Source organism: Paenibacillus sp. PAMC21692 (assembly GCF_014303795.1).
Classification (GTDB): Bacteria; Bacillota; Bacilli; order Paenibacillales; family Paenibacillaceae; genus Pristimantibacillus; species Pristimantibacillus agaridevorans.
Window position 1 is genome coordinate 787753 of sequence record NZ_CP060293.1, and the last position, 24717, is coordinate 812469.

Below are 24717 nucleotides of genomic sequence, written 5' to 3' on the forward strand. Positions count from 1 at the left end.
ATTGGGCATGCTACTTTATTGTCATCTGGAAGCTTGGAGGGATACGTATGGCGCGGATTCATACAGCTTTGAAGAATATGGGAATGAACAAGATCGGTTTCATATATGTCAACGACATTCGCGGTATTGTCCGGAATTGGGCCGCTCTTGTCATCGTCTTGGGACTTGCCGTCCTGCCTTCTCTTTATGCCTGGTTTAACATTGAGGCATCATGGGATCCATACGGACGCACGGGTGAACTTAAAGTAGCCGTAGTCAACAAGGACAAGAGCGCGACGCTGCGCGGAACGCCGATTAACATCGGGGAAGAAATCATCGCTTCGCTGCAACGAAACCCCGCAATCGGCTGGGTATTCACGGACGAGAGGCAAGCCCTTCAAGGGGTGGAACATGGAAGGTACTACGCCAGCATTACCATACCGGAGAACTTTTCCGCTCGTATTTCCACCGTGCTGTCGGACAACCCCGAGAAAGCCGTACTTGTCTACACCGTCAACGAGAAGATCAACGCGATTGCACCGAAAATAACCGCCCAAGGTGCAAAAGGCGTTATTAATGAAGTCAATCATCAGTTCACCAAGACCGCTTCCGATATCATATTCCGGATATTCAACGAACTCGGGATCGGGCTTGAGAGCAACCTGCCGGACATCGTCAAGATTCGCGATGCCGTCTTTAGCCTGGAATCGATCATTCCGGAGCTGAATCAAACCGTAGACATCATCGCGCGGGATGCATCCATTGCCAATGAACGGATACGCAAGCTGCAAAGCAATCTGCCGATCGTGACGGAGCTCGCTAAGGAAGGAACAGACTTTGCCCAACGCTTGGGCGAATTCCTTGACCACAGCTCGGCTGTTATGGATGAAGCGGCGCCCGCTATCAAGCTGCAGCTTGCCTTGCTACAACAAACGGCGAATGCCGCGGCATCGCTGACGGATATCCTTCGGAACGACCATTCGGACCTGGAGCAGGCGTATCAAACTTTAACCGATCTTTCTCAACGCCTGACCGCCGCTTCCGATAGAGTAGGCAAGCTAATATCCTTGTTCGAACGGCTCGCCCCATTCAGTAATGGCAGCATGCCCTTGCCGGTAACGGATAAATTGCGGGAGATCGAGAATCGCTTCAATCAGCAACGAACATTAGTCGATGGGATCGCAAAGGCCATAGAACAAGGCGCGCAGCCTGCCGATAAACTTTTCGACGAATTGAACAGGATAGCGGGAGAGTCTTCCGACGCTCTCGGAAGCGTCCTTGACCGTTATGATGAAGAAACAACGCCGAGAATAAGCCAGGCCATCGATCATGCGAAACAAAACGTTGCCAAGACTCGAACCCTGCTGGCGGATGCGAACGAAGCGCTTCCCGATGTCGAGCGGATGGTTGCCGATGCAGCCAAGCTTCTGGACGTCGGCGAACAGAAGTTTGCCGATCTGAAGCAAGAGCTGCCCGAAGCCGAATACAAGGTAGGAAAGCTGGCGGACCGGATCCGGGAGCTTGAAAAGATGGGGAGCTTGGACGAGCTTATTGATCTTCTAAAAAACAACAACTCGCTGTTGAGCGACTTTTTTGCCAACCCTATCGTTTTAGAGGAAAAGACGCTGTTTCCGATTCCCAATTACGGCTCGGCTATGTCCCCCTTCTTCACTACGCTTTCTTTATGGGTTGGAGCGCTGTTGCTCGTCTCTCTGCTCACGGTCGAAATCCATCATCCCGATGTACCTTATCGCAGCTATCAGGTTTACTTCGGCCGCTTTCTGAGCTTTCTTACGATAGCTCTATTACAGTCTTTGCTGGTCACGCTTGGGGATATGTGGCTGCTCCGAACATACGTCTTGGATAAGCTATGGTTTATCGTGTTCGGTTTGCTGTTGAGCGCCGTGTTCATGTTGATCGTGTATACGCTCGTCTCGGTATTCGGGAATGTCGGCAAGGCCATGTCGATCGTACTGTTAGTCCTGCAATTGGCCGGTTCCGGCGGGACATTCCCGATCGAGGTGACTCCCGCCTTTTTTCAGGCGATACATCCGTTCCTACCCTTTACCTATGGGATAAGCATGATGAGGGAAGCAGTCGGCGGGATCCTGTGGGACATCGTCCGCCGGGATTTGCTGGCAATGGCCGCTTTTGCCGCAACTGCGCTGTTAGTCGGGCTTGCTTTGAAGGATTCCATCAATCGTATATCCGCCCGTTTCGTACGAAAGGCACGGGAGAGCAAGCTCATTCATTAACGCGCGTCCCCCTCAACAAACGATCGAGCTCATCAGATTTATGATCGACGGGCTGGCCGCCATTAAGCTCCTTCGACCATATCCCTTTTGTGATATCCAATATAGCCAATAACCATCATGGCGATGCTAATCACTGTTATCGCAATAAAGGCTGCTGCATCAAACGTTTCTACCGGCATCCGCGGCAACCAACTTTGAACGGCTGTTTTGGAGAACCATTCCGGCAAGTCCAAAATGCCTTCGAAATAGTTTAAAACAAAAGAATAGCCAAGATAAACATAAACCGCTTTGCCTAGTCTTGGTGCCCAACCTAGAGCCAAAGCGGCAAGACCGATAAAGAACAACACGGAAGGAAGAAAGTTATAGACTGCGGCGATAAAATCGCCCAGCTTCATGAGAGAGCTGCCACCCATCGCAGAAATGGCCGTCCCGCCAAGTCCGTCCGCAGCCAATAGAATGCCAACGACTGCGGCAATGGCGGCCAAACCGACACTCGTCCAATAGAGCTTGGCCCGAGTCACTCTTGTAGAGTATAGCTGGCTTAAATGCAGCCGCACTTCTTCCAAAAAAAGTTTGTTCACGATGGCTATCGGCAGAATGGAAACCAGGCCCATCATAACCATCATAATGGTCCCGGTAAATGCCTCTTCGAGTGAAACGCCGGATATCGTAAACATTTGACTCATCAATTCATTGCCTTCAATGAAGGTCTGCATATCCCCATAAATAGAACCGTAGGCTGCTCCCATAATGACGAAAGCAATCAACCAGCTCACGGTTACGCCTTTGTTAAGCTTGATAAACAAGCCATGTACGGATAGCAATGACTTTTTTGCCGAACCCCGGCCTTCTCTCTCAGGCAAATAACCGGCACCCATATCCCGACCGCCTTCAAGGGCAAAAGCCACGACCAAGACGATGATACTGAAGATTACAGCCAAAATCAGCGGGAACCAGCTGTTGTCTGTAAATGGATAAGTCAGATAAGTCCAGCCCATCGGATTGATCATGGAGAAATCCACATTCGACACATCCGTACCGGCGCGAAAAATATAAAGCAAGCCTACAATTCCCAGCGATGAACCCGTTGCACCGGATGAGGTCGGCATAATTTGCGCCATCATTAATGCGATCACGGCTCCCAAGACCCCAGCCATCCCGATGGATGCGCCAAACAAAAAGGATCCTTCTGCCGAAATCGTATCTACGCCAAAGCTAGTCATAACTCCGCCAATAAGGAGCGCCAATATCGTTTGGATAATGACGACTTCGGTAATCACCGCAAGCGAATTCGCTTGGCGACCAACCTGAAAGGAGCGTACCAGTTCGGTAAGTCCATATTCTTCTTCTTTGCGAGTATGGCTCACTACATGCAGAGCAGCGATAATCATCGCAAACAAACCGCAAAATAACAGCATTTCATGCGCATACATTGCACCCAAAGTATAATCGGCTGCGGCATCAACAGATGTCGGACCAACCATGGATATCATGGCAGGATTTTGCATGGTTTCATACATCCCCTGCAAGCCTTGCTCCTTGCCGATTTCCCCAAATGCCGGAACAAAACCGGCAGAAAACAAACCCAGGCCTAAAATCCAGATGATGATTTTTTTCCAATCGCGTTTCAGATATAGAGCAAACAGTACATCCCAACGTGCAAATTTTTCTTTCATCATCATTGCCCCTTCCCGCTCTTAGACTTCATAATGACGCATGAATAAGTCCTCAAGCGTAGGAGGAATGGCTTCAAACTTCCTAACGCCTAATTTTGCCGCTTCGGATAAAATATCATTCATACATTCATTGTCCGCGGAGAATGTCGCTTGATTTCCTGTTTGCTTGAAATCATGGACACCGTTAACGGAGGCCATTTTGCCCACATCGCCTTCCGTTAATAAGGTAACCGTAGACCGGGTTAAGTGGCGCAATTCATCCAATGTCCCGGTTTCTACCACTTTGCCTTGGCGAATGATTACCACCTTATCGGCTAGACGTTCCACTTCGCTTAAAATATGAGAGGACAGTAAGATGGCTTTCCCCGCATTCTTGATTTTTTCAACCTCGTCTTGAAATACAGCTTCCATCAATGGATCCAGACCGGAAGTCGGTTCATCGAAAATATACAAGTCGGAGTCAACGGACAACGCCGCAATCAAACCGACCTTTTGCCGATTTCCTTTAGAATAGCCTTTGGCTTTCTTCTTAGGATCCAATTCAAAGCGTTTAATCAAATAGTCGCGTTTGTTTTTGTCTCCGCCGCCATGCAATTTGATGAATAAATCGATAATTTCGCCGCCGGTTAAACTGCCCCAAAGGGCTACGTCCCCTGGAACATAAGAAACTCGTTTATGAATCTCAAGGCTATCCTTCCACACATCCTTTCCGAAGATTTTTACATCACCGGCATCCCGATTGATGATTCCGAGCAAGGTACGAATCGTTGTTGACTTTCCAGCGCCGTTTGGCCCGATAAAGCCGACAACTTCCCCGGCATTTATCGAAAATGACACATCATGCAACGCTTTAAGTTTTCCGAACTTTTTTTGCAAGCCTTGAACTTTCACAATTTCTGTCATGGCACTAACACTCCTTCTTTACAGGTCGTATTAACGTGTTTACATGTGTAAGCAAAGCTTCATCTCGCTGACTTATGAACTATTACCTTTGTTTCAGTTCATATATACATGAAATATAGATCGATTAAGACTAAATTTGAGATATATATTCATTTATATACCCATTTATCCATTTAGTCAATTGCCAAAACATTAGTTTAGAACTCCGCGTTGTTTGATCATTCACAACTATTTCTATATACTAAATTAGGAAAGAAAAATATGAACTTGGTTTTCCGGATCTACTCTTATTTAAATTATTTAGAAAGCAGGAGTCAGAAATGAATGGATTTGAAAAGAGGACACAGGAAAAAAAAAATAAAGTTTTGGAAGCAGCATTTCACTTGATTAATGCCAAAGGCGGCATAGATAGTATAACGATGGATGATATCGCCCAAAATTCCAATGTTGGCAAAACAACGATTTTCAAGTATTTTGGGAGCAAAGAGAATCTGATCCATGAAGTGTTTAAGTATTTTCTAAATCAAATGGGGGAAACCGCCCAAAAAATCATGTCGGAAAATAGACCTTTCGAAGAAACCCTCATTGCCATGAGTCAAAATAAGATTCATTATTTGGAGAAAATAAACAAGCAGTTTTATTTGGAGTTAATGAATTTTTTTACGAGTAAGGATGATGAGGGCTTATCTTTGATGATGCAGCAATACACCGATACGAGCTTTGGTCTTATGCTGGATTTATTCCATCGCGGACGTAAAGAAGGGAAGGTTGATCTGAAATATTCGGATGAGTTTCTTCTGGTTTATTTCCAAGCCCTTGTGGAAGGGATCTCCAGCCCGCACATCTACCCATTAATACTCCCTTATACCGCCCAGTGGACAGAATTGATGATTAAAGGTATTGCACCAGGTAAGTAAACAGAGCACCTCCAACAGACCAACCGCCAATTAAGCAATTTCATTATGTATTGGCGGTCGGTTATTTCGCGTCGTCCACAAGCGCTATTCGAAAGCCAAGGTCATCTATCTTGAACTCAGGCATGCTTTTCCTTCTAACCGTTGACCCGCAATTGTTCTCAACCTCAGCCCAACTGCCTCCTCGGAAGACCCTATAGTTCCCATATCGATTAGGATCATATAGATCCCAGCACCATTCCCAAACATTGCCGATCATATCGTAAAGGCCCCAGGGATTGGGCAGCCGCTTTCCGACTTGTTGAGCTGATCCATTGGCGTTTTCTTGATACCATGCGATCTGATCAATTGATGCATACCGATACCCTGTGGTCCCCGCTTTACATGCATATTGCCATTCAGCGTCTGATAGCAGTCGAAAACCGTTCGCCTTGTTGTTATATATTGTGTTCTCGCTTTTTCCGGCGATTGTGTAGCATTCATTCCTGCCAAACCTTCTGGACAATTCGTTGCAAAAAACAAGCGAGTCTATCCACGAAACTTCCGTAACGGGGAGGTTGCGCACGTTCGGTTCTACTTCTACTCCGTGCAATACAAAATGATACATATATTGTGTTACCGGATACTTCATGACAAAGAAAGGTTCGATCGTTTCCATCCATGTAACAACCTTTCTTTCGCGTCCGTTGCCAGGGTCTGATAACGTGTAATCCGAACTAAGCCATTTATTCGTATTTATATAATCGCGTAGTTCAACGGATCCTCCCTCTATTGGCACCATCATATTCATGATGTCTCTTAGAAAACGCGCTTTGTCATTTCCGTATTTTTCGATCATGTTATTCAACCCCTTTGTTTAGCCACTGAGGAGAATTATCTCATAGCGATTGCTCATTTAGAAGGGGTCCGAAGGTTCGACGGTTTCCGAATGCCAAGGATATGTACCGACTCCCGAATTCCATTAAGCCCACGGGCAGGATAGTTTCAAGGGGTTGTTGAAAATTAATGGGTAAGGTGGTTTTAAATCGGAATCGAGGAACTATTTCGAATCATGTTCACACTCCTAAATGATTTTACCATCTGTTTTTTTGTGTTGGGATGTAGACGGTTAGAGCCGTCCCCTGATCTTCACAACGGTAGAACTCATGTGCTTCCAATTGCAGTCTTCCCCCCTTAGGATGCACAATCTCAACCGATCCTGTAAGCTCGCAACGTACGTTGTGATCGATCCACCATTCCCTAAATTCCGCACTTTGTTCTGACAGCGCGGCAATAAATTCTCCGTACCACGGGTCCTCCATATTTCGGGCGTAATAGGTGCGGAATTGCGCCAACAGATTTTTAGCCACACGCTCCCAATGGACGAACATAAGACGAATCTCCGTCATTGTAAACATCCGCCAAATCATATTATTGCTGTACTTCTCTCCGCTACTGAAACTACCGATAACGAGGGGTGCCACCCGGTTCCAGGCGATTATATTCCACCTTTGATCTGAGAAAAAAGCGGGAAAATCGGCAAATTGATCCACGATAATTTGAAAAGACGGAGGGGCCGCAGTACCGGGATTAAGAACTGGGAGAAGAGGGGGGCGCTGATTCGCTAATGTATACAGATAAATTCGTTCGTCCCTATCGAGTTTGAAAGTTCGTACTAAACTTTCGAGGATCTGTTCGGATACCCGGATATCGCGGCCTTGTTCCAGCGCCATGTACCACGGCAAGGAAATGCCGGACAGGACGGCAACTTCCTCCCTGCGCAATCCGGACGTCCGACGCTTTGGACCTACGTAGTTCAATCCCACCTCTTGCGGAGATATCCGGAGACGGTGGGTTTTGAGAAATTTCGCCAACTCTTTACAACGTTGTTCGTCGTTCATTCTAACCGCCTCCCATAACTGATAGTAATTATATTAGTTTACCGACTATTACTATAGATAATATTACTATAAATGCTCATCTTTTTCATTTCCTCCCCAAGGCATATACTGAGTTCGAAACCGAATCTATTTGGAAGGATTGAGCATAGAATGACAACTGTTCTTTACATTACCGCACATCCGCAAAACGGGTCAGAATCGTACTCCATATCGGCTGGAGAAGCGTTTATCGATGAATATCGGACGGTCAATCCCGGGTGTGAGATCATTCACTTGGATTTATATAAAGCCGACGTCCCGTCGCTGGATGCGGATATTATAAACGGGAGGAGCAGGTTAAAAGAGGGGGTGGAACTAGAGTAGTTGCCGGAGATCGAACGAAGCAAAATCGTCCACTTGGAAAAGTTAATCAGTCAATTTATTCAAGCAGATAAATACATTTTTGTAAACCCGATGTGGAATTTCTCATATCCGCCAGTTATGAAAGCCTACATCGACGCCATAACGGTGGCGGGCAAAACGTTCTCATACACGAAAAACGGTCCAATCGGATTACTGCAAAATAAGAAGGTGCTACATATCCAAGCGAGCGGTTGGATCTATTCGGAGGGCCCAGACATCGAGGAAGAAATGAGCCATCGTCATCTGAAATCAATTATGCGTTTTATCGGCATAACCGATTTGCATGCATTATTTATTGAGGGGCATGACCAATATCGCGACAGGGCTAGAGCAATAAAAGCGGAAGGTTTAAAGCGTGCACGCGAACTTGCGGCTACATTCTAGAGATTATCATACGCGTAACATTGCTGAGAATTATAGGTCAAGTATGGAGAAAACTTATACTTTCGTATAATTGCATAAAAAAGCAGCCACTCGCAATCGAGCGGCTGCTTTACATTATTCAAATGAGCCAAACAGCTCACGCAAGTAATCTCTACGCCCATGCAAAATACGGTGGATGACTATTGTTTCATTCATAATCCTGTAAAATATCAGATACGGATTTACTACAATAAATCGATATCCTCGTTGAATAAGGGAATATTCGTCGTCCGATAATACAGAACCTTTATTGGGGAAATCCGCCAAGCTTGAAATACTATAGTTTAATTTATTCAGCATATCCCCCGCCATATCAACATTATCTTGTGAAATATACGAAAAAATCTCGTCCATATCATCAACTGCTGCCGGAGTATATTTGATCTTATTCTTTTGCGGCATCGATCTTCCTCCGCATTCTTTCCATTACCTGATCATGATCAAGTAATTCTGAACCTTCGGCAATCTGCTTTTCCGCTACTAAAAGCTTGGACTGCAACTTGATGCGAGCCTCCATTCGCCGATATGCCTCATGACTCATTACAACTAAATCCGCTTCTCCATTACGTGTCAAAATCACTGGCTCATCTATTTCATGGCAATATTTCGAAAATCCGTTGTAATCATGTCGAATTGTTGTTGAGGGCTTGATATTCATTCTTAACAATCCCTTCCCGAATGACATTATTCTGACTACATTATATCATTTAAAAGACACTTACTGCTATCTTTCGCTTTGCCACTTTGCGATACGGTTTAGCTTAACGTGTCCTACTTATTTATAATTTCCCAGTTTTGTTCGGCAGTCTTTTCCCCAAATAACTGAAGTAGCGCAGATTCAATAAGCGCAAAGTTAACCATGTACTTCTGCGGAAATTCGCAGGCTTGGCCGCCTACCGTCATTTCAACAAACTCGTCTTCTTCCTCCAACGGACCGAGAAGGTTATGAATCGCAGAGTCGGTCTCCACAGTAACGATGAACTCGTGACTTCCGCCGCCGATCATCATCATGTTTTCCTCGTATCGAATCGTGACCAGACTTCGTGTAAAACCATCCATCCGCCGAATGATGTCCAGGCACGTTTCAAGCGATGCATGGGAATGCTCAATCGTATTCGCCACAGCTCCATTCCGCTGTTCCTCATAAACGGTAATCACCGGTCAACACTCCTTAATCAGTAATCTCGAGCCTCATCGAACCAGCGTTGAGCCATCTCCTCTGTTAGAGGCTGCCCAATCTGATGATCGGACTGGCTCAGTTGCCATACGGCTTCGCCAAGGTCCTCTCTCTCGGTGGTTTCGATGCCTTTGAGTGTGTTAAAGCGAACGGTGAAGGCGGTAATGGCCGCCTCGGCTTCGGCAAAGCTGCGGGCTTGAGCCAAAGCTGCCTTTGCATCGTCATAAGCTTCGTTAGCCAGCTTGGCCAGACGTTTGGGCCAGGATGCGAACGGGCGGCCATATTCAGTCGTCCACCACTCAGGCTTTCGTAATTTGCTTATTGAAGTATAGCCGGTCCAAGGACGAGTATTGGCGCGTGTTTTCAGTTGCTGTTTAAGACGCTTGCCCGCGGTCTCTTCCACATTGTAGGCGATAAATCTGTCAAGTAACGGCCACGTATCCAAGGAGGGCAAGTCCTCCAAATCAGGCATAAAGCGCAGCTCCAGATTCGTTAACCCGGTATGCCGAGCCAACAAGTCCATATCGCAGAAGTTCCCCCATAAACTCAGCGAGTTAAGGTTCGGGAAACGGTCAAGGCATTCCAGCGAGATGGGCTGTCCCAGCGGCGTGTTTTGCAGGGTCAGGCTCTCCACTTGGTGCAATTCGCCCAGGTCGGGCAGCATGAAAGGGGGATCATTCCTGCGACGGCCGGTTTGCGGCGCTAGCGTCAGGGAAAACGGCATATCGCCAGTGGCCGAAAAACGCGACAGGTCGCCGGACAGGTTCAGGCGGAAGGGATTTTTCGGAAGCTTCAGGCTCAGGCGACCTTCGGACTGCTCCAGCTCGATATGCAAGCTATGCAAAATGGACGGGCTGGCATCCACCGCCGTATCGGCAGATAGGATCGGAGCCCACGTCATCTCCTCAATGGGACGTTTCTGCGCCCAGTCAAAGAAGCCTGCGTCACTGCCTGCATAGTACAGAAATCGTGGCCAGGGCGAGCCCGCAGGAGTGGCAAAAGCATCGAATACGGTCCAATCGATGCGCGCGCCTTGTTCGACGTGAAGCTCCGCTTTTTTCCCCAATTTCGACGGTCCGATGGATAGACTGCCTACGCCGGGCCGCCTATCAAGAGTGTGGCTGCGGGGACCTGTCAGGTCGATAGAATAACGACCATCTTCCCTAACAGAACCGGAGGAAGGTTGGGCCTGGTTATCATTTGGCATTTCTGTCATCCTCTCTTCTATCTACTCCTCATTCATTCTTATTTATGAACGCTCGTCAATCAGCCGTTCCAGAAACTCCGCAAACGTTGAAGCATACGTGTCGATCAAATCATTCATGAGATCATAACACATGATCGGAAATTCACCCTGTGCATCTCTAGTCGATGTATCAAAATAATAAAGCTCGTCGCTATCCGGAACGAACACGTCCAATCTGTGGGGAAACCGACTAACCAACCATTCCTCGGCTTTATTCAGTCTGTGTATATATAGAATGTCGCCGTCGTATTCATCCCGGTATTCCGGAGGGGCGATCGTTAAAATCTCCCCGCCGCTCAACCGGGCATTCCCGTAATGAGCCAACCACCAGCGATAAGATGGCGGCAGGCGGAATCCTAATTCCTCTTCGACTTCCACTATCCAGCTCTCTTCCGCGCCACGACCGGGAAACCATTTTAACGCGGATGTCGTTTTCAGTTTTTCTGCCAAACGCTCATACATGGGTTCAATTCTCTCCCTCTATACTTGTTTGTTATTGGTTCGATCATTTGCCTCTTTTATAGGCATTAGCCAATTGGACGAGATACCAGACAGCCGCACCCGCAAGGGCAGTTAAGGCAAGATTTATGCAGCCGAACACGATCAGCGACTTCGCTTTGCCGGGGCCGATACGGAAAGCGGCCGCAAGCTGGAAGACGGCGGGGAGAAGAAACGCCAGCCAAGAAACGGTTATAAGCTTTTCTGTTTTGAAGCTCCACCATACCGCCGAACATGATGCAACGAGTAATACCCAAGTGCAGATAAACTTTAATGCAAACATGATTTCGGCCCTCCTCCATTTCCCTTCCTGCATACATAAGTTCAAGTCAACTGAAATCCCAATTTCAATAAAGATTGTTGTATCTCCTGGTCTACTTTGCTTTTGGCCGTCGCGAATATGACTGTAGATAAAGAACTTGGCAGGGACTGATGGATAAAGCCATCGAAATCGACTGCCGTTTTGGAGATGCGAAGCTTGCGAAGAGAAGGCAATTGCTTCAGTCCCGTCACATGGGTTAAAGCTTTGCAATTGGAAATGGAGAGCTCCTCCAACGCTTTCATCTCCCGGTCAAAGGCGATTTCATTCAGTTGAATCTGGTCCTCGACGACAAGTCTCGTGATGGATCGGAAGTTCGCAATGCTGGACAAGTCATGGAAACCGCGGACTCTGCATATCTCCAGGTCGTCGATGTCATTTTCCTCGATTTCCCGGATATGCTCCCGGCCCCCTAACAAGATGCGAAGATGCTTCAGCTTCCTCAACCGGTTAACAAAATGAAACGGCAGTTTGCCGATGGAATGCAGCGCGAGATAGTTTAAGTCCTCCAGCTCGCCTACCGCATCGAGATTTTTTACTTTGCCTCCGACATGCAAGTGCTCCAATTGCGTATAAGCTTTAAAATGTTGTAGATTGAGCGTTTTTTTATCCGACATAATCGTTAGCTCTGTTAGAGATCGCAGCGTTTCAATGTCCAAAATATCCGAATTTTCCAACTCGTATATCCCCACGTGCAAGTTGCGCAAGTGCTCCAGCTTGGCCAATGCTTCCGTGTTATGCGCATTGGCGAGACTATTGATATTCAGCATTTTGACATGGGGAACCCGCAAGAGCGTATGACAATCAAAGGACAGGGAATAGTGGGCGTAGAAACGCACCCCGAAATTCTCATCGTAACGGGCGCAAAGCTCGTCCACTTCCTCCAAGATAGACCCATAAAAGTCCGGGTGGGAGAACTGGACAAAGACTTGGTTGCCGCCATGCAAGTCCTGCTCGATCTGGACCCGGTCCAGCGCAACAGGATCGTTAATCAGAATCTTCCTTTTCCATAGCTTACGCATGAGTGCTCCCTCCTATCGGCCATGGATGACAAGTCCGTATTTGCCGAACATCCACGACCCCTTCAAATCCTGCATCGCATCAGGGCTTATACGCACGGAGGGCTTTTGCTCCTTCATCGCATCCGCATCATGCGCCGAGAAGCGAAGCGGCTTTGTCCTTTTTTTAATAAAACCCGTTATTTCATCGAATAACGTATAGGTGAGCGGCCTATGATCCCGGATATCCTCATAGACATAATACTTCCCTTGTTCATCCTCCACATCCACTTGAAAGCCCTTAGGAAACGAAAGCAGAATGCAAGGCAGCTCATCCTCCGCCCATTGTCCGTAATAGGGAAACGGGACGCCCTCATTTCGCGCAAAAAATCCGGAGCTTTCCTTATCGGCCGTTACAGCAATGGAATAAACAAAGTGCGGGTAATAACCAGTCCCTTTTTCCGCTGTCGCAAAGTGCCGATAAAAGGCCTGGTACGCCTCATACACCTGATTCTGATCATGCTCTGTCCGGGCAGAATTGGTTAGATGAAATTGCGCCTGCTTATCGTTAAACAGCTTCAAAACGCTTTTAAACTCTTCTGGACTTATAAAGAATCTAAGCTTGTAAAATCCGCTGTTCTTAAAACTCATATTTCGCGAAACTTTCTTTGAGCGTTTCTTCGTGCGGTACCCACTCCCAATCACTCCATAGCGTCGTTTTCACGATTGCTGACAGCTTATCTACCGCTTGTTCCGGACTCGTCGTGTTAATGAGATCGTCCAAAGCCTCATTGCCGATACCCAACGCCGTCCGCAAGTAGTCATCATTTATGCGCTCTTCTCGGAGTTGCTCATATTCATCTCTCGTCCATTGCTCGCAAAAGATTTTTTCGGCTTGAATGTCCCCATTCTCGAAAAACGATACCTCGAATAGCTCATCATTCATATAAGCGGTGGTCATCACCGGGCCTTCGATAAGCCCGGACAACGCTTTGCCAGCTTTCTTCACCGTACCCCATCCAAAATATTCGTGAAGCACGCTGATCCAGTTCTCGTTGCTTTGGCTTATGTACATGACTTCTTTAGTCTCTTGTGCCTCTTTTCTGCCCAACACTTTGCCATGCCCTTCGCTCAGCTCTCTAAGTGCTTCAATTGTCTTCTCGAGGTTACTCGACTTAATATGCAAATTTGCGAATGATCTTCCCATGTGATGGCCTCCTGCATTTAAGGTAAGGTTGTTACAAGCTCATACCCCATCTTTTAGCCCTATGTAATATGGGGCTTAACTCTATTATAAGGATTGGTTATATCGATTCTACCGACTTTTTTCCTGAGTTATGGAAAATTAGTCCATTATCGCTCAAAAAAAGAGGGTGTCTCATCGTCGATTAGGACTTGAGACACCTTCAATTGAGCACCTGTCGTTAACAATTATAATTTTAGAGCGCTTTCCCCTTTCTCTACAAAATGCCGCCCCACGGAGTAGTACTCCTCCTTATTCACGGCATCGTCCAGCCACTTCATCAGCTTTACCCCATCCTGTTCGGCTTTGTAGAAATGATTTAATGGAGAGAGCGTATGCGGTGTCCTCCCCGTCTTCTCGTTAAGACCATAATCAGTGATGTAATAATAGTAGCCTGGCACTACATCCGTTAGCTCTCCGGCAGACTGCAGCATGCGAGCCGACCAGAGATCGACATATTCGCCGTCATCCGAATCGTCATTATTCAGATCCTTTTCAAAGTCGAACAGTAGCTCGTCATAAAGCGTATTGGACTGCAAAAGTACCGCGTTGTCCGGAAGCAGCTTGCGGTTCGCCTCGAATACGGACGAAATCAAATCGCCGTGAACTTCATATCCGAAGGTTTCTACCATGTTAGCCTTCCATTCGTTATCGATAATATCCGGCCAGCGGTCGGAGTTTAAGTAGGAGCCGTCCGAATATTGATAAATGCGGGTATTCGGGTAGAGTTTTGCAATCTCGGGCGCCCAGAATGCAGCTCCGAATCCTCCGGCGCTTTCTCCCGCAATGAGGATCTTTTCCGGCTCGGCGAAATGGTTTGTAATCCATTCCAATGCTGCTCGCGTATTGGTTTGACCATTATAACGCATTGTAAACGGCTTGCCTTTGGCGTCCGTATATTCCTTGGATTCATTTCCGATATGCAGATCACCGGTAGAATAAGGGATATATACAATATTCCAATCCTTGAACGGATTGTCGGGATTATCATTTTCCAACAGGCCGCCAAGTGTACTTACTTTAAAGAATGGAATGTTAGGAAAGTAATATTTGATCTCGCCGTTCTTCATTACATTACTCAGACTAATCGGCTGCGCGGCAGTCGCCGCATCCCAGGCCACGCCGCCCCCGGAAAAATAAATGATCAATTTATCTTCAGCAGCCGCTCCCTTATTGGCAAGCAAATAGTATTTGGAACCATCGGCTGAGATGACTTGTGCATCCTGGTCAAACTTGATTTTATTCCAGACATAGTGCTCCGCAGCATCCCATTTATCCGGTTCGGCAGGCTTTTCAAGTACAAAAAAATAAACATAACCTGCTAAACCAGCTGAAATAAGCACAATTCCGCCTATTGCAGACAAAAGAATCTTGTTGATTCTCTTCATTGTTTTCTTCCTTGTCACACAAAAACCATCCTTTCAACCATAAAGTTATGCAAAAAATTCTCAAATAAAAATAGACTGTGTTCACTACCGTCTGTAACGCACTGTCGATCAGATTTTTTCGCTTCTTTTTATGAGTAGTAACTCAACGCCAGACATCAGTAACGCAGATCCTCTTAGCAATTACAGGAATTATACCATGTTCACAAGCATACACCTTCATGAATGGTGTTGGTACCAAGGACTGCTCAACTACCGCCACTCCAAAGAACATACATATGCGCCGTACATTGGTTTCTTCCGAGCAAAGCCTCGATGGCAAGCTGTTTATTGAATTTGTTGCACTCATTTATCTTTCTTACATCAAAAAGCAAATGCAGGATAGCGGTTTATTTAAAACGTATACGATGCAGGGCATTCTCGTCGATGTCATCGAATGTTTTGAAGCGCCCGGTCAGAAACTCCGGATCGGTGAGCTTCTGGAGTTATGAACCTGGATTTACTGTATGAGAAAACCTCTATCGAGGCCTTTCAGGGATGATCGACCGCGTTTAAAGGTGGGTTTTATCGCCAAATAGAATTTCGGTTTTCGATTTTTCGAAAACTTATAAATTCTATTGTGGTAAAAAAGGCCCCCTAGGCTGAACACCTGGAAAAAAGCGTTCAGGCCTGGAGGGCCGGTCTAATTATTTATCTTACTGCAAAATGATTTACCAATACATTTTCCAGTCCTTGGACAGACGCACCAGCGCCTCGAAGTAATAGTAGTCTCCCCACAGATTGCATTCATCCACGCCCATACCTTGCGGAACGCTATATACGGCATGCAGCAGAAGTCCGTTGCATTCCGGCTCAGAAGCGGCAGAATAGCTACGGATAAGGGAACGGACGATGGCTTTTGCCATCTTCTCGTACATTCCTTTGTCCGAATCCGTCTCCGGCAGAGCCTCTACGAGCTGCAGCATTCCGCATGCGGCTACGGCTGCCGCCGAACTGTCTCTCGGCACTTCTGGCCCCGACAGCGACAAGTCCCAATACGGAATCAAATCTTCGGGAAGTCTGTTCCAGAAATAATGGATCAGGTTTTGGCCAAGCTTCAAATAGTGTTCATCTCGTACGTAGGCATAGTTCAGCGGAAATCCGCATATCCCCCATGCTTGCCCGCGCGCCCAGCAGGAATCGTCGGCGTAACCGCCGGATGTTTTGCCGAAGAGCGGCTCGCCTGTTTCCGGATTCATGTAGTAAGTATGATAGGTCGATGAATCCTCGCGAACAATATGGGAGGCCGTCTGCTCCAGATGGCGCTCGGCCGCTTCCGCATAGCGGCGTTCGCCGCTTACTTCGCTTGCCCAATACAATAGTGGCAAGTTATTGAGACAATCAATAATAAAACGTCCGCGTTGATTGGGATCGCTCAGGTTGCCCCATGCCTGGATGATTCCCGCTTGCGGCAAGTAACGATCCATCAACCGATCCGCCGCTTCCAACGCGGCTTCTTTCGCTTTTAAGCTTCCTGTCAATTTGTAAGCCGATACGCAAGATAGGGTATACAGAAAGCCAAGATCGTGCGTCTCGATATCGATTCGCTCGCGAATACGGCGATCAAAGCTTTCCGTATGAATCTCGGCCGCCGCACGGTATTTCTCTTCTCCCGTCACCTCGTAAGCGAGCCATAGCTGCCCGGTCCAGAATCCCGTCGTCCAGTGGACATTGTCACCCGCCTCGTATTGTAGAGAGGTCGTCGTTGGTCCGGGAAAAGCATGCGTAAAGGCCTCGAGCTTGCGATCAATCTGCTTCAAAACAAACGATATCGCTTGTTCCAGTTCGTCCCGCCCGAGCGTCGTTGACGCAAATTTATCTCGAGATTGAATTTCTTCCTTCATAACCGTCTTCATGTGAACACCTCGTTATGTGATGTCTTGCCCTTCGGCATCTCCGGCTATCGGTATACCGTTATCGCCTGCAAGGAGATCGCGAATCAATTCTTCAAACAGGACAAAATGTGCATCCAAAATTTCGTCCGCGCTTAATACGATACCGCCCGCATCCAATCCCATGCTTGTTTCGTAAACCACGCTCGCCCCTCCGCATACATGATGGACGGCCGATGCCAAATTAAAGGACGGGGGCGGCGACTCCATTCCGTCTTCGGCCGGCGTAAGACGACTGATATACGGCAGGCCCCGTTCGCTTGAACGCTTATCCAGCCGTACGTCGAGACAATGCAATCTCTGTTTGACCGTATGCGGAATGTAATGGGTCGGCAGCATGCCGTTTTTTCCGTTGCCACCGGAATGAAGAAGGACGGTCATATCCGGCGCTTCATCAGCCGCAAGACGCAGGAGAGCTTTCGTTTCGTTCGCGAACGGTTCAAAAAACTGATCATGCATCATATTGACGCCGTCATCATTAAAGTAGGCGCCGAGAAAATCGACATGCTCGCGAATCGGATGCGCCTTCTTGCAATCCGGGTACCCGCACAGCGTGCCGTCCTTCCAAGTGCCTTGCATATAATAGCGCATCGTTTCCATTGTTTTGCCGGAGAAGCTGTCGAACGGAACACGCGCCCTGCCGTCCGGATTCATGCACGGAATGAGAAGAAAGCGAAGCCGCCGGGCATGCTCGAATATATAATCATGCCGTTTCCCCCTGCCGTCGACTCCCTTTTCCAGAACATGAATGAAATGGAGGAGCGCGACGATTGCGTCCATTTCACCGCCGTGAATCCCTCCGACGAGCAGAACGACAGGAGCCGAGCTCGTCTTGTCGGCGTAGCAGGACAGATCGCCCGCTCCGGCGGCGGAGCCGTAATTGGCTTGCCGCCTTAGCTCTGCCTTCGGGCCGTATTCAAACAGCGTCACTTCTCTATGGCCGGCCGAGCGGACAAGGACGCTCCTGCGCCCCGTCCGAACGGAGCTTGCCGCCGCATCAATATGCTCCGGCCTGGATGTCCACCAGTCAGGATGCGTTCCCACAAGCTTTCCCTCCCTGAACAACCGCTTATTGCGCGGTCAGCTTGATATAATCATTGCCGAGCGTGTAGCCTGAACTGCTAGCGTGCTTGCCCGTGACGATGAACCTGAACCGCTTAGTGCCTGCGGAGCTGAATGTATGCTGGCCCATATCGAACGTCTCATAGCCGTCAACGGAAGCATATTGATCCTTCTCCGTTCCAACGTACACGCTTTCCTGTGGCAAATAGAGCTTGAATTTTGCGCGCGTATTGTTGGTTTTGGCATGCAATTGAATCTGATACGTTCCTGGTGCCGGCACATCGTATTCGTACTCTACATAATCGTTCACGGCCGTCGAGTTCAGCTTCTGCCACAGGTTGTTGCTGGCCTTGGAATCCAGATGCTGCGACAAAGCCGCTCCCGAGGTAACGGCAGGCAGCTTCTCCGCTTCGCCCACTAGCTGGTATTCCAGCTTTACGGCATCGGCAATCGTATAGCCCGGATTGGTTGATAAAATTTTAATGGTGTTGCTCGTTCCGGCTTGCATATCGTAGTTGCCGATAAACACCCATTGTCCGCCGTTTTGTTTTTGGTTGACCGTTTTGTACGTATCGACGCCATCGGCGTCCCTTATTTCCAAAGGCGCGGCGGCCGGCCGATTGGATGCCGAGGCCCATTGCATATACAAAGCGTAGTTTCCGCTTTTCCCGATATACGGCGTCCACATGGCCCACTTCCCGGGATCGGCGCTGCTCGTATTGTCCGTCAAATAATCCTCGCCGTAATAACCGGCCACGTTGGACAAACTGCGCCATGCCGTATCGCTTGCGAACCCTTTGTCCTTATTGTCGACGATAATGACATCCTGCGCGGCGGGCGGACCCGGCGGCACCGGATTAGCAACGGGAGTACCGGTCAAGCTGAACTTCGCCTTGAGCGATTGGCCCATCGTTCCATTCACGTCGGCTCTGATCTTAATGGTCGGATGGTATTGTAACACCGTAATCCCGGGATCGGCGGAGATCAGTCCGGTCGCGCTTCGAGCGATGGATAGCTCGATGTAGCCGTCATTAAGCTGGGTAGGATCGGAGACGGCGATCTCGATGTCGCCGGATGTTTCACGCGTCATCACGGACGCGCGGCGGTTCGTTGTGATCAAGTCAACCGATTTTACGCCGTCGTTCCAGAAGTTGGCCGCGACGATACCCAGCCCCGTTTCCTTGACCGCGTGGACCTCGGAGGTGTTCTCGAGAACGACAATATCCGGAGCGGCCGCGTAATCCCCCGTTTGGACGGCTGTTTTATTAGGCAGCAGCACGTATTCGTACTTCTGTCCGGAAGGGTTGATCCCGTGGTTGAACCATAGATTCAAAAAGTTGTTCGTGTGCATCGCCGCCGACGTGACGGGACGGTCGTTGATGCTGGTCCAGCTGTCCGTTCGCGATTCGCGCAGGGCATTGACCGTTGCCGTCCCCGGAAAATAGTAGCCGATATCGGAGCCTGCCACGTTGCCGGTCAAATGAGCCCAGCTCGTATTCGACATGGTTTCGGACCATCCTACAGTGCTCGGCTTTGCCGTGCCGTTAACGATAAGCGCGTTGCCGCCGCTACCGTTCAGCTTGCGGTTCTCGACGATGCTCTCTACCGCGATGCCGTCCGTGCTTCGAATATCCGACCCTAGCGCAACGATTTCGTCATCAAACATAAACCATGATTTTTTGGCACTGAGATTCTGATTGTACGGATGCAGCGACATGCCGGATACGCCGTATAAGCCGGCGATGTCCGAGCCGCCGACCCATGCTTGATCGGAGAATCGTCTTGTCAGGCTGACGGAATCCTTCAGTACCGTCGTGCCGGGAAGACGAAAGGCGTTGACGGTCGGCCAGAAGTTGTCGCTGAACTGCGTCAAATCATTGTTGTACAAATAGGTCATCCCGTCCGATGTATGGTGCGCGCGCAAATTTTCATTGTGCATCGTCTCGAAATTATGAACGCGCATCGAATGCATGCTTACGCCGAAGCCGAACCCCGGCCTCAGATGGACAAGCCGGTCCATGGCGGGATACCGATGATGCTTCACCAATTCTCCTCTTGGAACAATGGCGGTATCGTTCATCAGCTCTTTCGTCCAAACAATCAGATAGATGGGGGCATCCCCGTAGAAGTTTCTCGTCGTGTCTTCTTGCAGCCAATACTTGGCCATTTGCTTGAAGGCAAGCGCGTCGCTTGGCGGCGCGAACTGCGAAAGCTCGATAATGGTGCCGATCAATTGCTGCCCGGAAACGTGCTCCTGAAGCTGCTCTCTGCTCGCCTCCCGGCCGGACACCATGCTCATCATGCCGCCCTTATAAATCAACGGTTCATAGGAGTCATACACCCATTGATATATATGGCTCAAGTCGGGGTCGGTTACTTCCCAAGTCGAGCCGTCCAGCAGCCGCACCATACCGGTCAAAGTGGCGAGCAGCGATCTGCCGTACCCCCCGTTGTAAGGGATATAGTCATGAAATATATAGGAGCCGTCCCTATAGAAGCCAGGCCCTTTATCCACATAGTCAAACACGTCGCTTAACGCGTCCCGGGCGGAAGCGATTTTGGTGCCGTCCTTCACGATAATGCCTCGAACGGCAACGATATTCGCCTTCCATACGCGGTTGGACGACGTACTGACCGTGTCCCCGCGCAACAATGTCGGATCGGGACTAAATGCTTCGACCGCATTCATATAATCCGTAATGGCGGAGGAGGCCAGCTCGTCGTAAAGCAGGACGACCGTGTCGTTAAGAGCGGCTGGAACGCCGATTTCCCAATCCCACCAATTATCGTAGCGAGTCACGGTCTCATTAAAGCGGTTGTCGTACAACCACTCCAGCGCGCTCTTCATATCGGACAAGAGGGCCGCATTGCCTTCAAGCGCGCCGCCCGCCGTCCGGTATGCAATAGCCATGCTTTTCAACCGGCTGTAGCTTCGCGTAATATCCGCCGATATGGCGGAGCTGGCGGAATCCGTCCATAAGAAGGTTCTTCCGCTCGACTTGTCCATACTGTCCCAGAACGTCTGGGCGCTTGAATCGATGGAGCCGATTCTTGCGGCGATGTCGGGATCGAGCGGATCGTAGCTCGAACCACCCGTCAATTTGTCCTCCAGCTTCGCGCGGAGTCCGTCATATTCATCGGCGGCTCGAGCATCCGATGGGGGAATCAAACAGAAGACAAGCGCAACGGCCAGCCATATATTCAGGATTCGGCGGCCGCTGCCCGCTCGATGATTCGTTCCGAATTCAAACATGAAGCATTCCTCCTTGTTTATATACAAGATAAGCAATTACTTCAAACCGGTATTGGAAATCCCTTCAACGAACTTGTTTTGCGCCACGAAAAATACGATAAGCAGCGGCAGAGTCGCCACGGTGGACGCCGCAAGCAGCAGCGGCCAATCCACGCCGGCGTCCGTCGTCAATAACGCAAGACCGATCGGTAGCGTAAATAGTTCTTTCGTATTGAGATAGATCAACGGATCAAAAAATTCGTTCCACCTGTCCAGAAACGTAAAAATACTGACCGTCGCAAGCGCCGGAACCGCAAGCGGAAGCATAATGTAGCGGAAGGTTTGAATGGGCGAGCAGCCGTCCAGCTTGGCTGATTCATCCAGTTCATCCGGAATCGTAATAAAAAATTGCCTGACGATAAACGCGCCGAAGATGGCTCCCGCCCCCAGCATCGGAGGCAAAATCAACGGAATATGCGTATCGACCCACCCAATCTCGGACATCCAAGTGAATAACGGAATGGCGGTGACTTCGGTTGGAATCATCATGCCCGACAACAGGACAAGAAAAATCGGGTTGCGCAGCGGATACTGCATCTTGGCGAAGCTGTAGCCCGCCATTGCGGCCACCAAGCCGGTTCCGGCAGTGACGATAACAGCAATATATACGCTATTGAAAAAATAAGAGCCGAACGGCATTTTCGTGAAAATATCGGCATAGTTTTGCCAAACCGGCGGATTGGGCAGCCATTGCGGCGGGAACTGGAAGACAGCCGCCTCCGGCTTGAGCGACGTTGTCACCATCCAGAAGAATGGAAACAACATGCCCAGGCTGACAACGGTAAGTCCTGCATATATCCATATCTGCCCGACGATCCCTTTATTGTTCATAGTGCACCCACTTTCTGCGAAGCTGCCATTGCACGATGGTGAGCAGCAGAATAATAAAGAACAATATAAACGCGATCGTCGACGCATACCCGAATTCAAAGGATCGGAATGCAAGCCGGTAAATGTAGTACACCATGACATAGGTGCTTGTGCCGGGTCCGCCCTGCGTCATGACGTACACCTGGCCGAACACTTTCAGCGAACCGATAATCGTAATAATCGTAGTCAGAAAAATAGCCGGCGAGATGAGCGGAAGCGTAATGCTGCGAAAGGCCTTCCACGGCGAAGCTCCGTCGATTTTGGCGGCTTCGTAATAGGACGTTGGCACAGTCTGGAGCGCGCCAAGGAAAATGACCATGTTCATCCCGACGTTTTTGAGCGCGCTGACTAGAATAACAACGGGCATCGTCCATGTCATGGAGTACAGCCACGGAATGTCCGTACCGCCGAACTGCCGGACGAGCAGGTTGACCAGACCGCCGTCCGTTGCAAATATAAATTTCCACACGATGGACCAGACCACGAAAGAAACGACGACCGGCGTAAAGATCGCCGTGCGGAACAGTCCGATTCCGGGCAACTTTCTCCGGAGCAGCAAGGCGAGCAGCAGCGCAGCCACGATATTGATCGGCACCATGCCGGCAGAGAAATACAGCGTATTGCGCAGCGTCGTCCAAAGTACCGGGTCCTCGGTCAGCGCCCGGGTATAGTTGTCGGCTCCGACAAACTCCAGATTGTTCATCAGCGACCAATTGGAGAAGCTCATAATGAACGCATATACAATCGGACCAAGCAGGAATAATGCAAAGCCCAGTACGATCGGTAAAATAAAGGCGTAGCCATAGACCATTTCCGTTCGCCTCAGGCTGCCGATTCGCATAGATCCCACTCCTTCATTTGCACCCTTCTTATTTCAACAGCGGATTAACGGCTTGCTCCATCAATTTAAGAGCTTCCTCGGCTGAAATGATGCCTGTCAGGAATGCATCCAAATTCGCGGCGATCTGCTCGTCGATTTGCACCCAATTGGGATGCCCCGGACGAATGCGCCCATTGTCCATGCGATCGTAGGCCGAAACTTTCATGGTTTCCGCGGATGGATGCGCATACAGATTCAAGTAATCGTCGGAATTAAGAATCGACTTGCGCTGCGGCACGAAGAAGTCGGCAATGGTTGAAGCGTTTTCTTTATTGGTTAGGAATTTCAGAAACTTCGCGGCCTCTTCTTGCTTCTCCGATTTGAATACGGAATATCCCGCAAATCCAAGCGCTACGGGGTGTCCGCCTGCTCCGGTCGGCACTGGCGCTATATCCCAGTCAAAATCGACCTTGTCGCGGTATTTGCTCGTATTCGTGACATTTTCGAGAGACATGCCGAGCTTGCCGCCGTCAAACGTAATTTGAGAACCGATGCTTGGGTGGGAACGGCTCTCGAGAAGCTGCTTGTAATAGTTCAGCACATTTACGCCAACTTCCGAATTCAGCGTAAACGCCGACATGTCTTCATTAAACACATCTCCGCCCATCGCCCATACGATGCCAAACAAGTAATCGCTCCAAAGCTTCGTGTTGACGCCGAACGTGGCGCCGAACACGCCTTGATTCGGGTCGGACAATGCCGCCGCCGTTTTTTGCAGCTCCTCATAGGTCCAGTTGCCCTCATTGAACAGCTCCATCGGCGTCTTCAAGCCCTTGCTTTCGAACATCGTCTTATTGTAGAAGATGACATGCGGCGGCGTGGAAAACGGGATGCCGTACAAACCGCCATTATGCTGAAAGATTTCCAGCGTACTCGGAATAATGTCTCCGAAGTCATAGTCCGGATCGTCCTGTACGTAGCTGGATATGTCCAGCAACTGGTCGTTTTTCAGGAATTGAGGCGCCATCCGCTCGGCCAGCCAAGCAATATCCGGCGCCGTCTTGGATGCCACCATGATCGATAGCTTCTGCTGATAATCCGCGAACGGAATCGACATGACTTCAACGCTTACGTGAGGGTTAAGCGCCTTGTATTCCTCCGCCAGCGCCTGATACGTTTCAACGCGCGCTTCGCTCCACACGCTCATCGTCAGCTTAACATCCTTCTTTGGAGCAGAGCCTTCCGTATTCGACTTCGCATCATTTCCCGAAGACGCCCCTTCTCCATTACCACCTCCGGAAATGCTCTCGCCTCCCGCGCAGGCCGCAAGCAAACTAACCAGCATAATCATGACCGCAATACCAACCCATTTTTTCGTCATAGGGCTCCCCTTTCTTGAAAGCGTTTTTTTCGCCTTCTCATTGGTAAGTATAGCAACGTCGGT

The 24717-nt window shown here is 49.1% G+C and carries 23 protein-coding genes and 1 pseudogene; 4 read left to right on the plus strand and 20 right to left on the minus strand.

The annotated features are described in order from the left end of the window. Positions 1-47: 47 nt before the first annotated feature. A complete protein-coding gene (locus H7F31_RS03065) occupies positions 48-2234 on the plus strand; it encodes a YhgE/Pip domain-containing protein (RefSeq protein ID WP_315970549.1) in 2187 nt (728 codons plus the stop codon). A gap of 62 nt (positions 2235-2296) precedes the next feature. On the opposite strand, the gene H7F31_RS03070 is transcribed toward H7F31_RS03065, so the two are convergent. Next, entirely contained in the window at positions 2297-3910 is a 1614-nt protein-coding gene (locus H7F31_RS03070; RefSeq protein WP_187105186.1) for an ABC transporter permease, read from the minus strand. Between the two features lie 21 nt (positions 3911-3931). Continuing rightward, entirely contained in the window at positions 3932-4813 is an 882-nt protein-coding gene (locus tag H7F31_RS03075) for an ABC transporter ATP-binding protein (protein ID WP_187103002.1), read from the minus strand. 320 nt (positions 4814-5133) lie between these two features. Here H7F31_RS03075 and H7F31_RS03080 point away from each other — a divergent pair, with 320 nt between their 5' ends. Continuing rightward, on the plus strand, positions 5134-5730 hold the full coding sequence (locus H7F31_RS03080; RefSeq protein ID WP_187103003.1) for a TetR/AcrR family transcriptional regulator: 597 nt from the start codon (positions 5134-5136) through the stop codon (positions 5728-5730). 61 nt (positions 5731-5791) lie between these two features. On the opposite strand, the gene H7F31_RS03085 is transcribed toward H7F31_RS03080, so the two are convergent. Together H7F31_RS03085 and H7F31_RS03090 are read right to left on the minus strand one after the other, a co-directional pair. After that, positions 5792-6565: a formylglycine-generating enzyme family protein gene (locus H7F31_RS03085; RefSeq protein WP_187103004.1), complete on the minus strand. Its 774-nt coding sequence runs from the start codon at positions 6563-6565 to the stop codon at positions 5792-5794. Positions 6566-6800: 235 nt separating this feature from the next. After that, positions 6801-7607, minus strand: coding sequence for a helix-turn-helix transcriptional regulator (locus H7F31_RS03090; protein ID WP_187103005.1), 807 nt, complete (start codon positions 7605-7607; stop codon positions 6801-6803). Between the two features lie 150 nt (positions 7608-7757). Between H7F31_RS03090 and H7F31_RS03095 the strand changes: the two are divergent. Next, positions 7758-8393 (plus strand): annotated as a pseudogene (locus H7F31_RS03095) (FMN-dependent NADH-azoreductase). 114 nt (positions 8394-8507) lie between these two features. Here the strand turns inward: H7F31_RS03095 and H7F31_RS03100 are convergent. The 10 genes from H7F31_RS03100 to H7F31_RS03145 all read right to left on the minus strand — a co-directional run bounded on the left by H7F31_RS03100 (position 8508) and on the right by H7F31_RS03145 (position 15301). Next, positions 8508-8834, minus strand: a complete 327-nt coding sequence (locus H7F31_RS03100; RefSeq protein ID WP_087568410.1) for a type II toxin-antitoxin system RelE/ParE family toxin — start codon at positions 8832-8834, stop codon at positions 8508-8510. Continuing rightward, positions 8818-9090, minus strand: coding sequence for a type II toxin-antitoxin system Phd/YefM family antitoxin (locus tag H7F31_RS03105; protein WP_187103006.1), 273 nt, complete (start codon positions 9088-9090; stop codon positions 8818-8820). The genes H7F31_RS03100 and H7F31_RS03105 overlap by 17 nt, the downstream gene beginning before the upstream one ends. A gap of 113 nt (positions 9091-9203) precedes the next feature. Then, positions 9204-9590 (minus strand): hypothetical protein, encoded by a 387-nt coding sequence (locus tag H7F31_RS03110; protein WP_187103007.1) that lies wholly within the window; start codon positions 9588-9590, stop codon positions 9204-9206. Positions 9591-9607: 17 nt separating this feature from the next. After that, positions 9608-10816, minus strand: a complete 1209-nt coding sequence (locus H7F31_RS03115; protein ID WP_187105187.1) for a hypothetical protein — start codon at positions 10814-10816, stop codon at positions 9608-9610. A gap of 42 nt (positions 10817-10858) precedes the next feature. After that, the gene (locus H7F31_RS03120; RefSeq protein WP_187103008.1) at positions 10859-11317 is read right to left on the minus strand and encodes an SMI1/KNR4 family protein; all 459 of its coding nucleotides are present in this window, start codon (positions 11315-11317) and stop codon (positions 10859-10861) included. Positions 11318-11360: 43 nt separating this feature from the next. Next, complete coding sequence (locus tag H7F31_RS03125) at positions 11361-11636, minus strand: hypothetical protein (RefSeq protein ID WP_187103009.1); 276 nt, start codon at positions 11634-11636, stop codon at positions 11361-11363. 41 nt (positions 11637-11677) lie between these two features. Continuing rightward, complete coding sequence (locus H7F31_RS03130) at positions 11678-12694, minus strand: leucine-rich repeat domain-containing protein (protein ID WP_187103010.1); 1017 nt, start codon at positions 12692-12694, stop codon at positions 11678-11680. 12 nt (positions 12695-12706) lie between these two features. Beyond that, positions 12707-13252 carry a hypothetical protein gene (locus tag H7F31_RS03135; protein WP_261800284.1) on the minus strand — a complete coding sequence of 182 codons (546 nt, stop codon included), beginning with the start codon at positions 13250-13252 and terminating at the stop codon, positions 12707-12709. 58 nt (positions 13253-13310) lie between these two features. After that, positions 13311-13877, minus strand: a complete 567-nt coding sequence (locus tag H7F31_RS03140; RefSeq protein ID WP_187103012.1) for a hypothetical protein — start codon at positions 13875-13877, stop codon at positions 13311-13313. 224 nt (positions 13878-14101) lie between these two features. Beyond that, positions 14102-15301 carry a pectinacetylesterase family protein gene (locus tag H7F31_RS03145; RefSeq protein ID WP_261800285.1) on the minus strand — a complete coding sequence of 400 codons (1200 nt, stop codon included), beginning with the start codon at positions 15299-15301 and terminating at the stop codon, positions 14102-14104. A gap of 218 nt (positions 15302-15519) precedes the next feature. On the opposite strand from H7F31_RS03145, the gene H7F31_RS03150 reads away from it, so the two are divergent. Further along, positions 15520-15789, plus strand: a complete 270-nt coding sequence (locus tag H7F31_RS03150; RefSeq protein ID WP_222622735.1) for a hypothetical protein — start codon at positions 15520-15522, stop codon at positions 15787-15789. A 219-nt stretch (positions 15790-16008) separates the two neighbouring features. On the opposite strand, the gene H7F31_RS03155 is transcribed toward H7F31_RS03150, so the two are convergent. From H7F31_RS03155 to H7F31_RS03180, 6 genes are read right to left on the minus strand one after another with little or no spacing between them, the layout of a single operon-like run. Beyond that, positions 16009-17193, minus strand: coding sequence for a glycoside hydrolase family 88 protein (locus H7F31_RS03155; protein ID WP_187103014.1), 1185 nt, complete (start codon positions 17191-17193; stop codon positions 16009-16011). A gap of 12 nt (positions 17194-17205) precedes the next feature. Further along, complete coding sequence (locus tag H7F31_RS03160) at positions 17206-18273, minus strand: M14 family zinc carboxypeptidase (RefSeq protein ID WP_187103015.1); 1068 nt, start codon at positions 18271-18273, stop codon at positions 17206-17208. 25 nt (positions 18274-18298) lie between these two features. Continuing rightward, positions 18299-21544 carry a polysaccharide lyase family 8 super-sandwich domain-containing protein gene (locus H7F31_RS03165; protein WP_187103016.1) on the minus strand — a complete coding sequence of 1082 codons (3246 nt, stop codon included), beginning with the start codon at positions 21542-21544 and terminating at the stop codon, positions 18299-18301. A 36-nt stretch (positions 21545-21580) separates the two neighbouring features. Then, positions 21581-22414 carry a carbohydrate ABC transporter permease gene (locus tag H7F31_RS03170; protein WP_187103017.1) on the minus strand — a complete coding sequence of 278 codons (834 nt, stop codon included), beginning with the start codon at positions 22412-22414 and terminating at the stop codon, positions 21581-21583. Continuing rightward, on the minus strand, positions 22404-23294 hold the full coding sequence (locus tag H7F31_RS03175; RefSeq protein WP_187103018.1) for a carbohydrate ABC transporter permease: 891 nt from the start codon (positions 23292-23294) through the stop codon (positions 22404-22406). The genes H7F31_RS03170 and H7F31_RS03175 overlap by 11 nt, the downstream gene beginning before the upstream one ends. A 28-nt stretch (positions 23295-23322) precedes the next feature. Beyond that, positions 23323-24654: an ABC transporter substrate-binding protein gene (locus H7F31_RS03180; protein ID WP_187103019.1), complete on the minus strand. Its 1332-nt coding sequence runs from the start codon at positions 24652-24654 to the stop codon at positions 23323-23325. Positions 24655-24717 lie beyond the last annotated feature (63 nt).

Excerpts from the sequence above, each read along its gene's own strand:
- H7F31_RS03065 (WP_315970549.1), top strand. The coding sequence starts at position 48 with ATGGCGCGGATTCATACAGCTTTGAAGAATATGGGAATGAACAAGATC.
- H7F31_RS03070 (WP_187105186.1), bottom strand. The coding sequence starts at position 3,910 with ATGAAAGAAAAATTTGCACGTTGGGATGTACTGTTTGCTCTATATCTG.
- H7F31_RS03075 (WP_187103002.1), bottom strand. The coding sequence starts at position 4,813 with ATGACAGAAATTGTGAAAGTTCAAGGCTTGCAAAAAAAGTTCGGAAAA.
- H7F31_RS03080 (WP_187103003.1), top strand. The coding sequence starts at position 5,134 with ATGAATGGATTTGAAAAGAGGACACAGGAAAAAAAAAATAAAGTTTTG.
- H7F31_RS03085 (WP_187103004.1), bottom strand. The coding sequence starts at position 6,565 with ATGATCGAAAAATACGGAAATGACAAAGCGCGTTTTCTAAGAGACATC.
- H7F31_RS03090 (WP_187103005.1), bottom strand. The coding sequence starts at position 7,607 with ATGAACGACGAACAACGTTGTAAAGAGTTGGCGAAATTTCTCAAAACC.
- H7F31_RS03100 (WP_087568410.1), bottom strand. The coding sequence starts at position 8,834 with ATGCCGCAAAAGAATAAGATCAAATATACTCCGGCAGCAGTTGATGAT.
- H7F31_RS03105 (WP_187103006.1), bottom strand. The coding sequence starts at position 9,090 with ATGAATATCAAGCCCTCAACAACAATTCGACATGATTACAACGGATTT.
- H7F31_RS03115 (WP_187105187.1), bottom strand. The coding sequence starts at position 10,816 with ATGCCAAATGATAACCAGGCCCAACCTTCCTCCGGTTCTGTTAGGGAA.
- H7F31_RS03120 (WP_187103008.1), bottom strand. The coding sequence starts at position 11,317 with ATGTATGAGCGTTTGGCAGAAAAACTGAAAACGACATCCGCGTTAAAA.
- H7F31_RS03125 (WP_187103009.1), bottom strand. The coding sequence starts at position 11,636 with ATGTTTGCATTAAAGTTTATCTGCACTTGGGTATTACTCGTTGCATCA.
- H7F31_RS03130 (WP_187103010.1), bottom strand. The coding sequence starts at position 12,694 with ATGCGTAAGCTATGGAAAAGGAAGATTCTGATTAACGATCCTGTTGCG.
- H7F31_RS03140 (WP_187103012.1), bottom strand. The coding sequence starts at position 13,877 with ATGGGAAGATCATTCGCAAATTTGCATATTAAGTCGAGTAACCTCGAG.
- H7F31_RS03145 (WP_261800285.1), bottom strand. The coding sequence starts at position 15,301 with ATGAAGAGAATCAACAAGATTCTTTTGTCTGCAATAGGCGGAATTGTG.
- H7F31_RS03150 (WP_222622735.1), top strand. The coding sequence starts at position 15,520 with ATGAATGGTGTTGGTACCAAGGACTGCTCAACTACCGCCACTCCAAAG.
- H7F31_RS03155 (WP_187103014.1), bottom strand. The coding sequence starts at position 17,193 with ATGAAGACGGTTATGAAGGAAGAAATTCAATCTCGAGATAAATTTGCG.
- H7F31_RS03165 (WP_187103016.1), bottom strand. The coding sequence starts at position 21,544 with ATGTTTGAATTCGGAACGAATCATCGAGCGGGCAGCGGCCGCCGAATC.
- H7F31_RS03170 (WP_187103017.1), bottom strand. The coding sequence starts at position 22,414 with ATGAACAATAAAGGGATCGTCGGGCAGATATGGATATATGCAGGACTT.
- H7F31_RS03175 (WP_187103018.1), bottom strand. The coding sequence starts at position 23,294 with ATGCGAATCGGCAGCCTGAGGCGAACGGAAATGGTCTATGGCTACGCC.
- H7F31_RS03180 (WP_187103019.1), bottom strand. The coding sequence starts at position 24,654 with ATGACGAAAAAATGGGTTGGTATTGCGGTCATGATTATGCTGGTTAGT.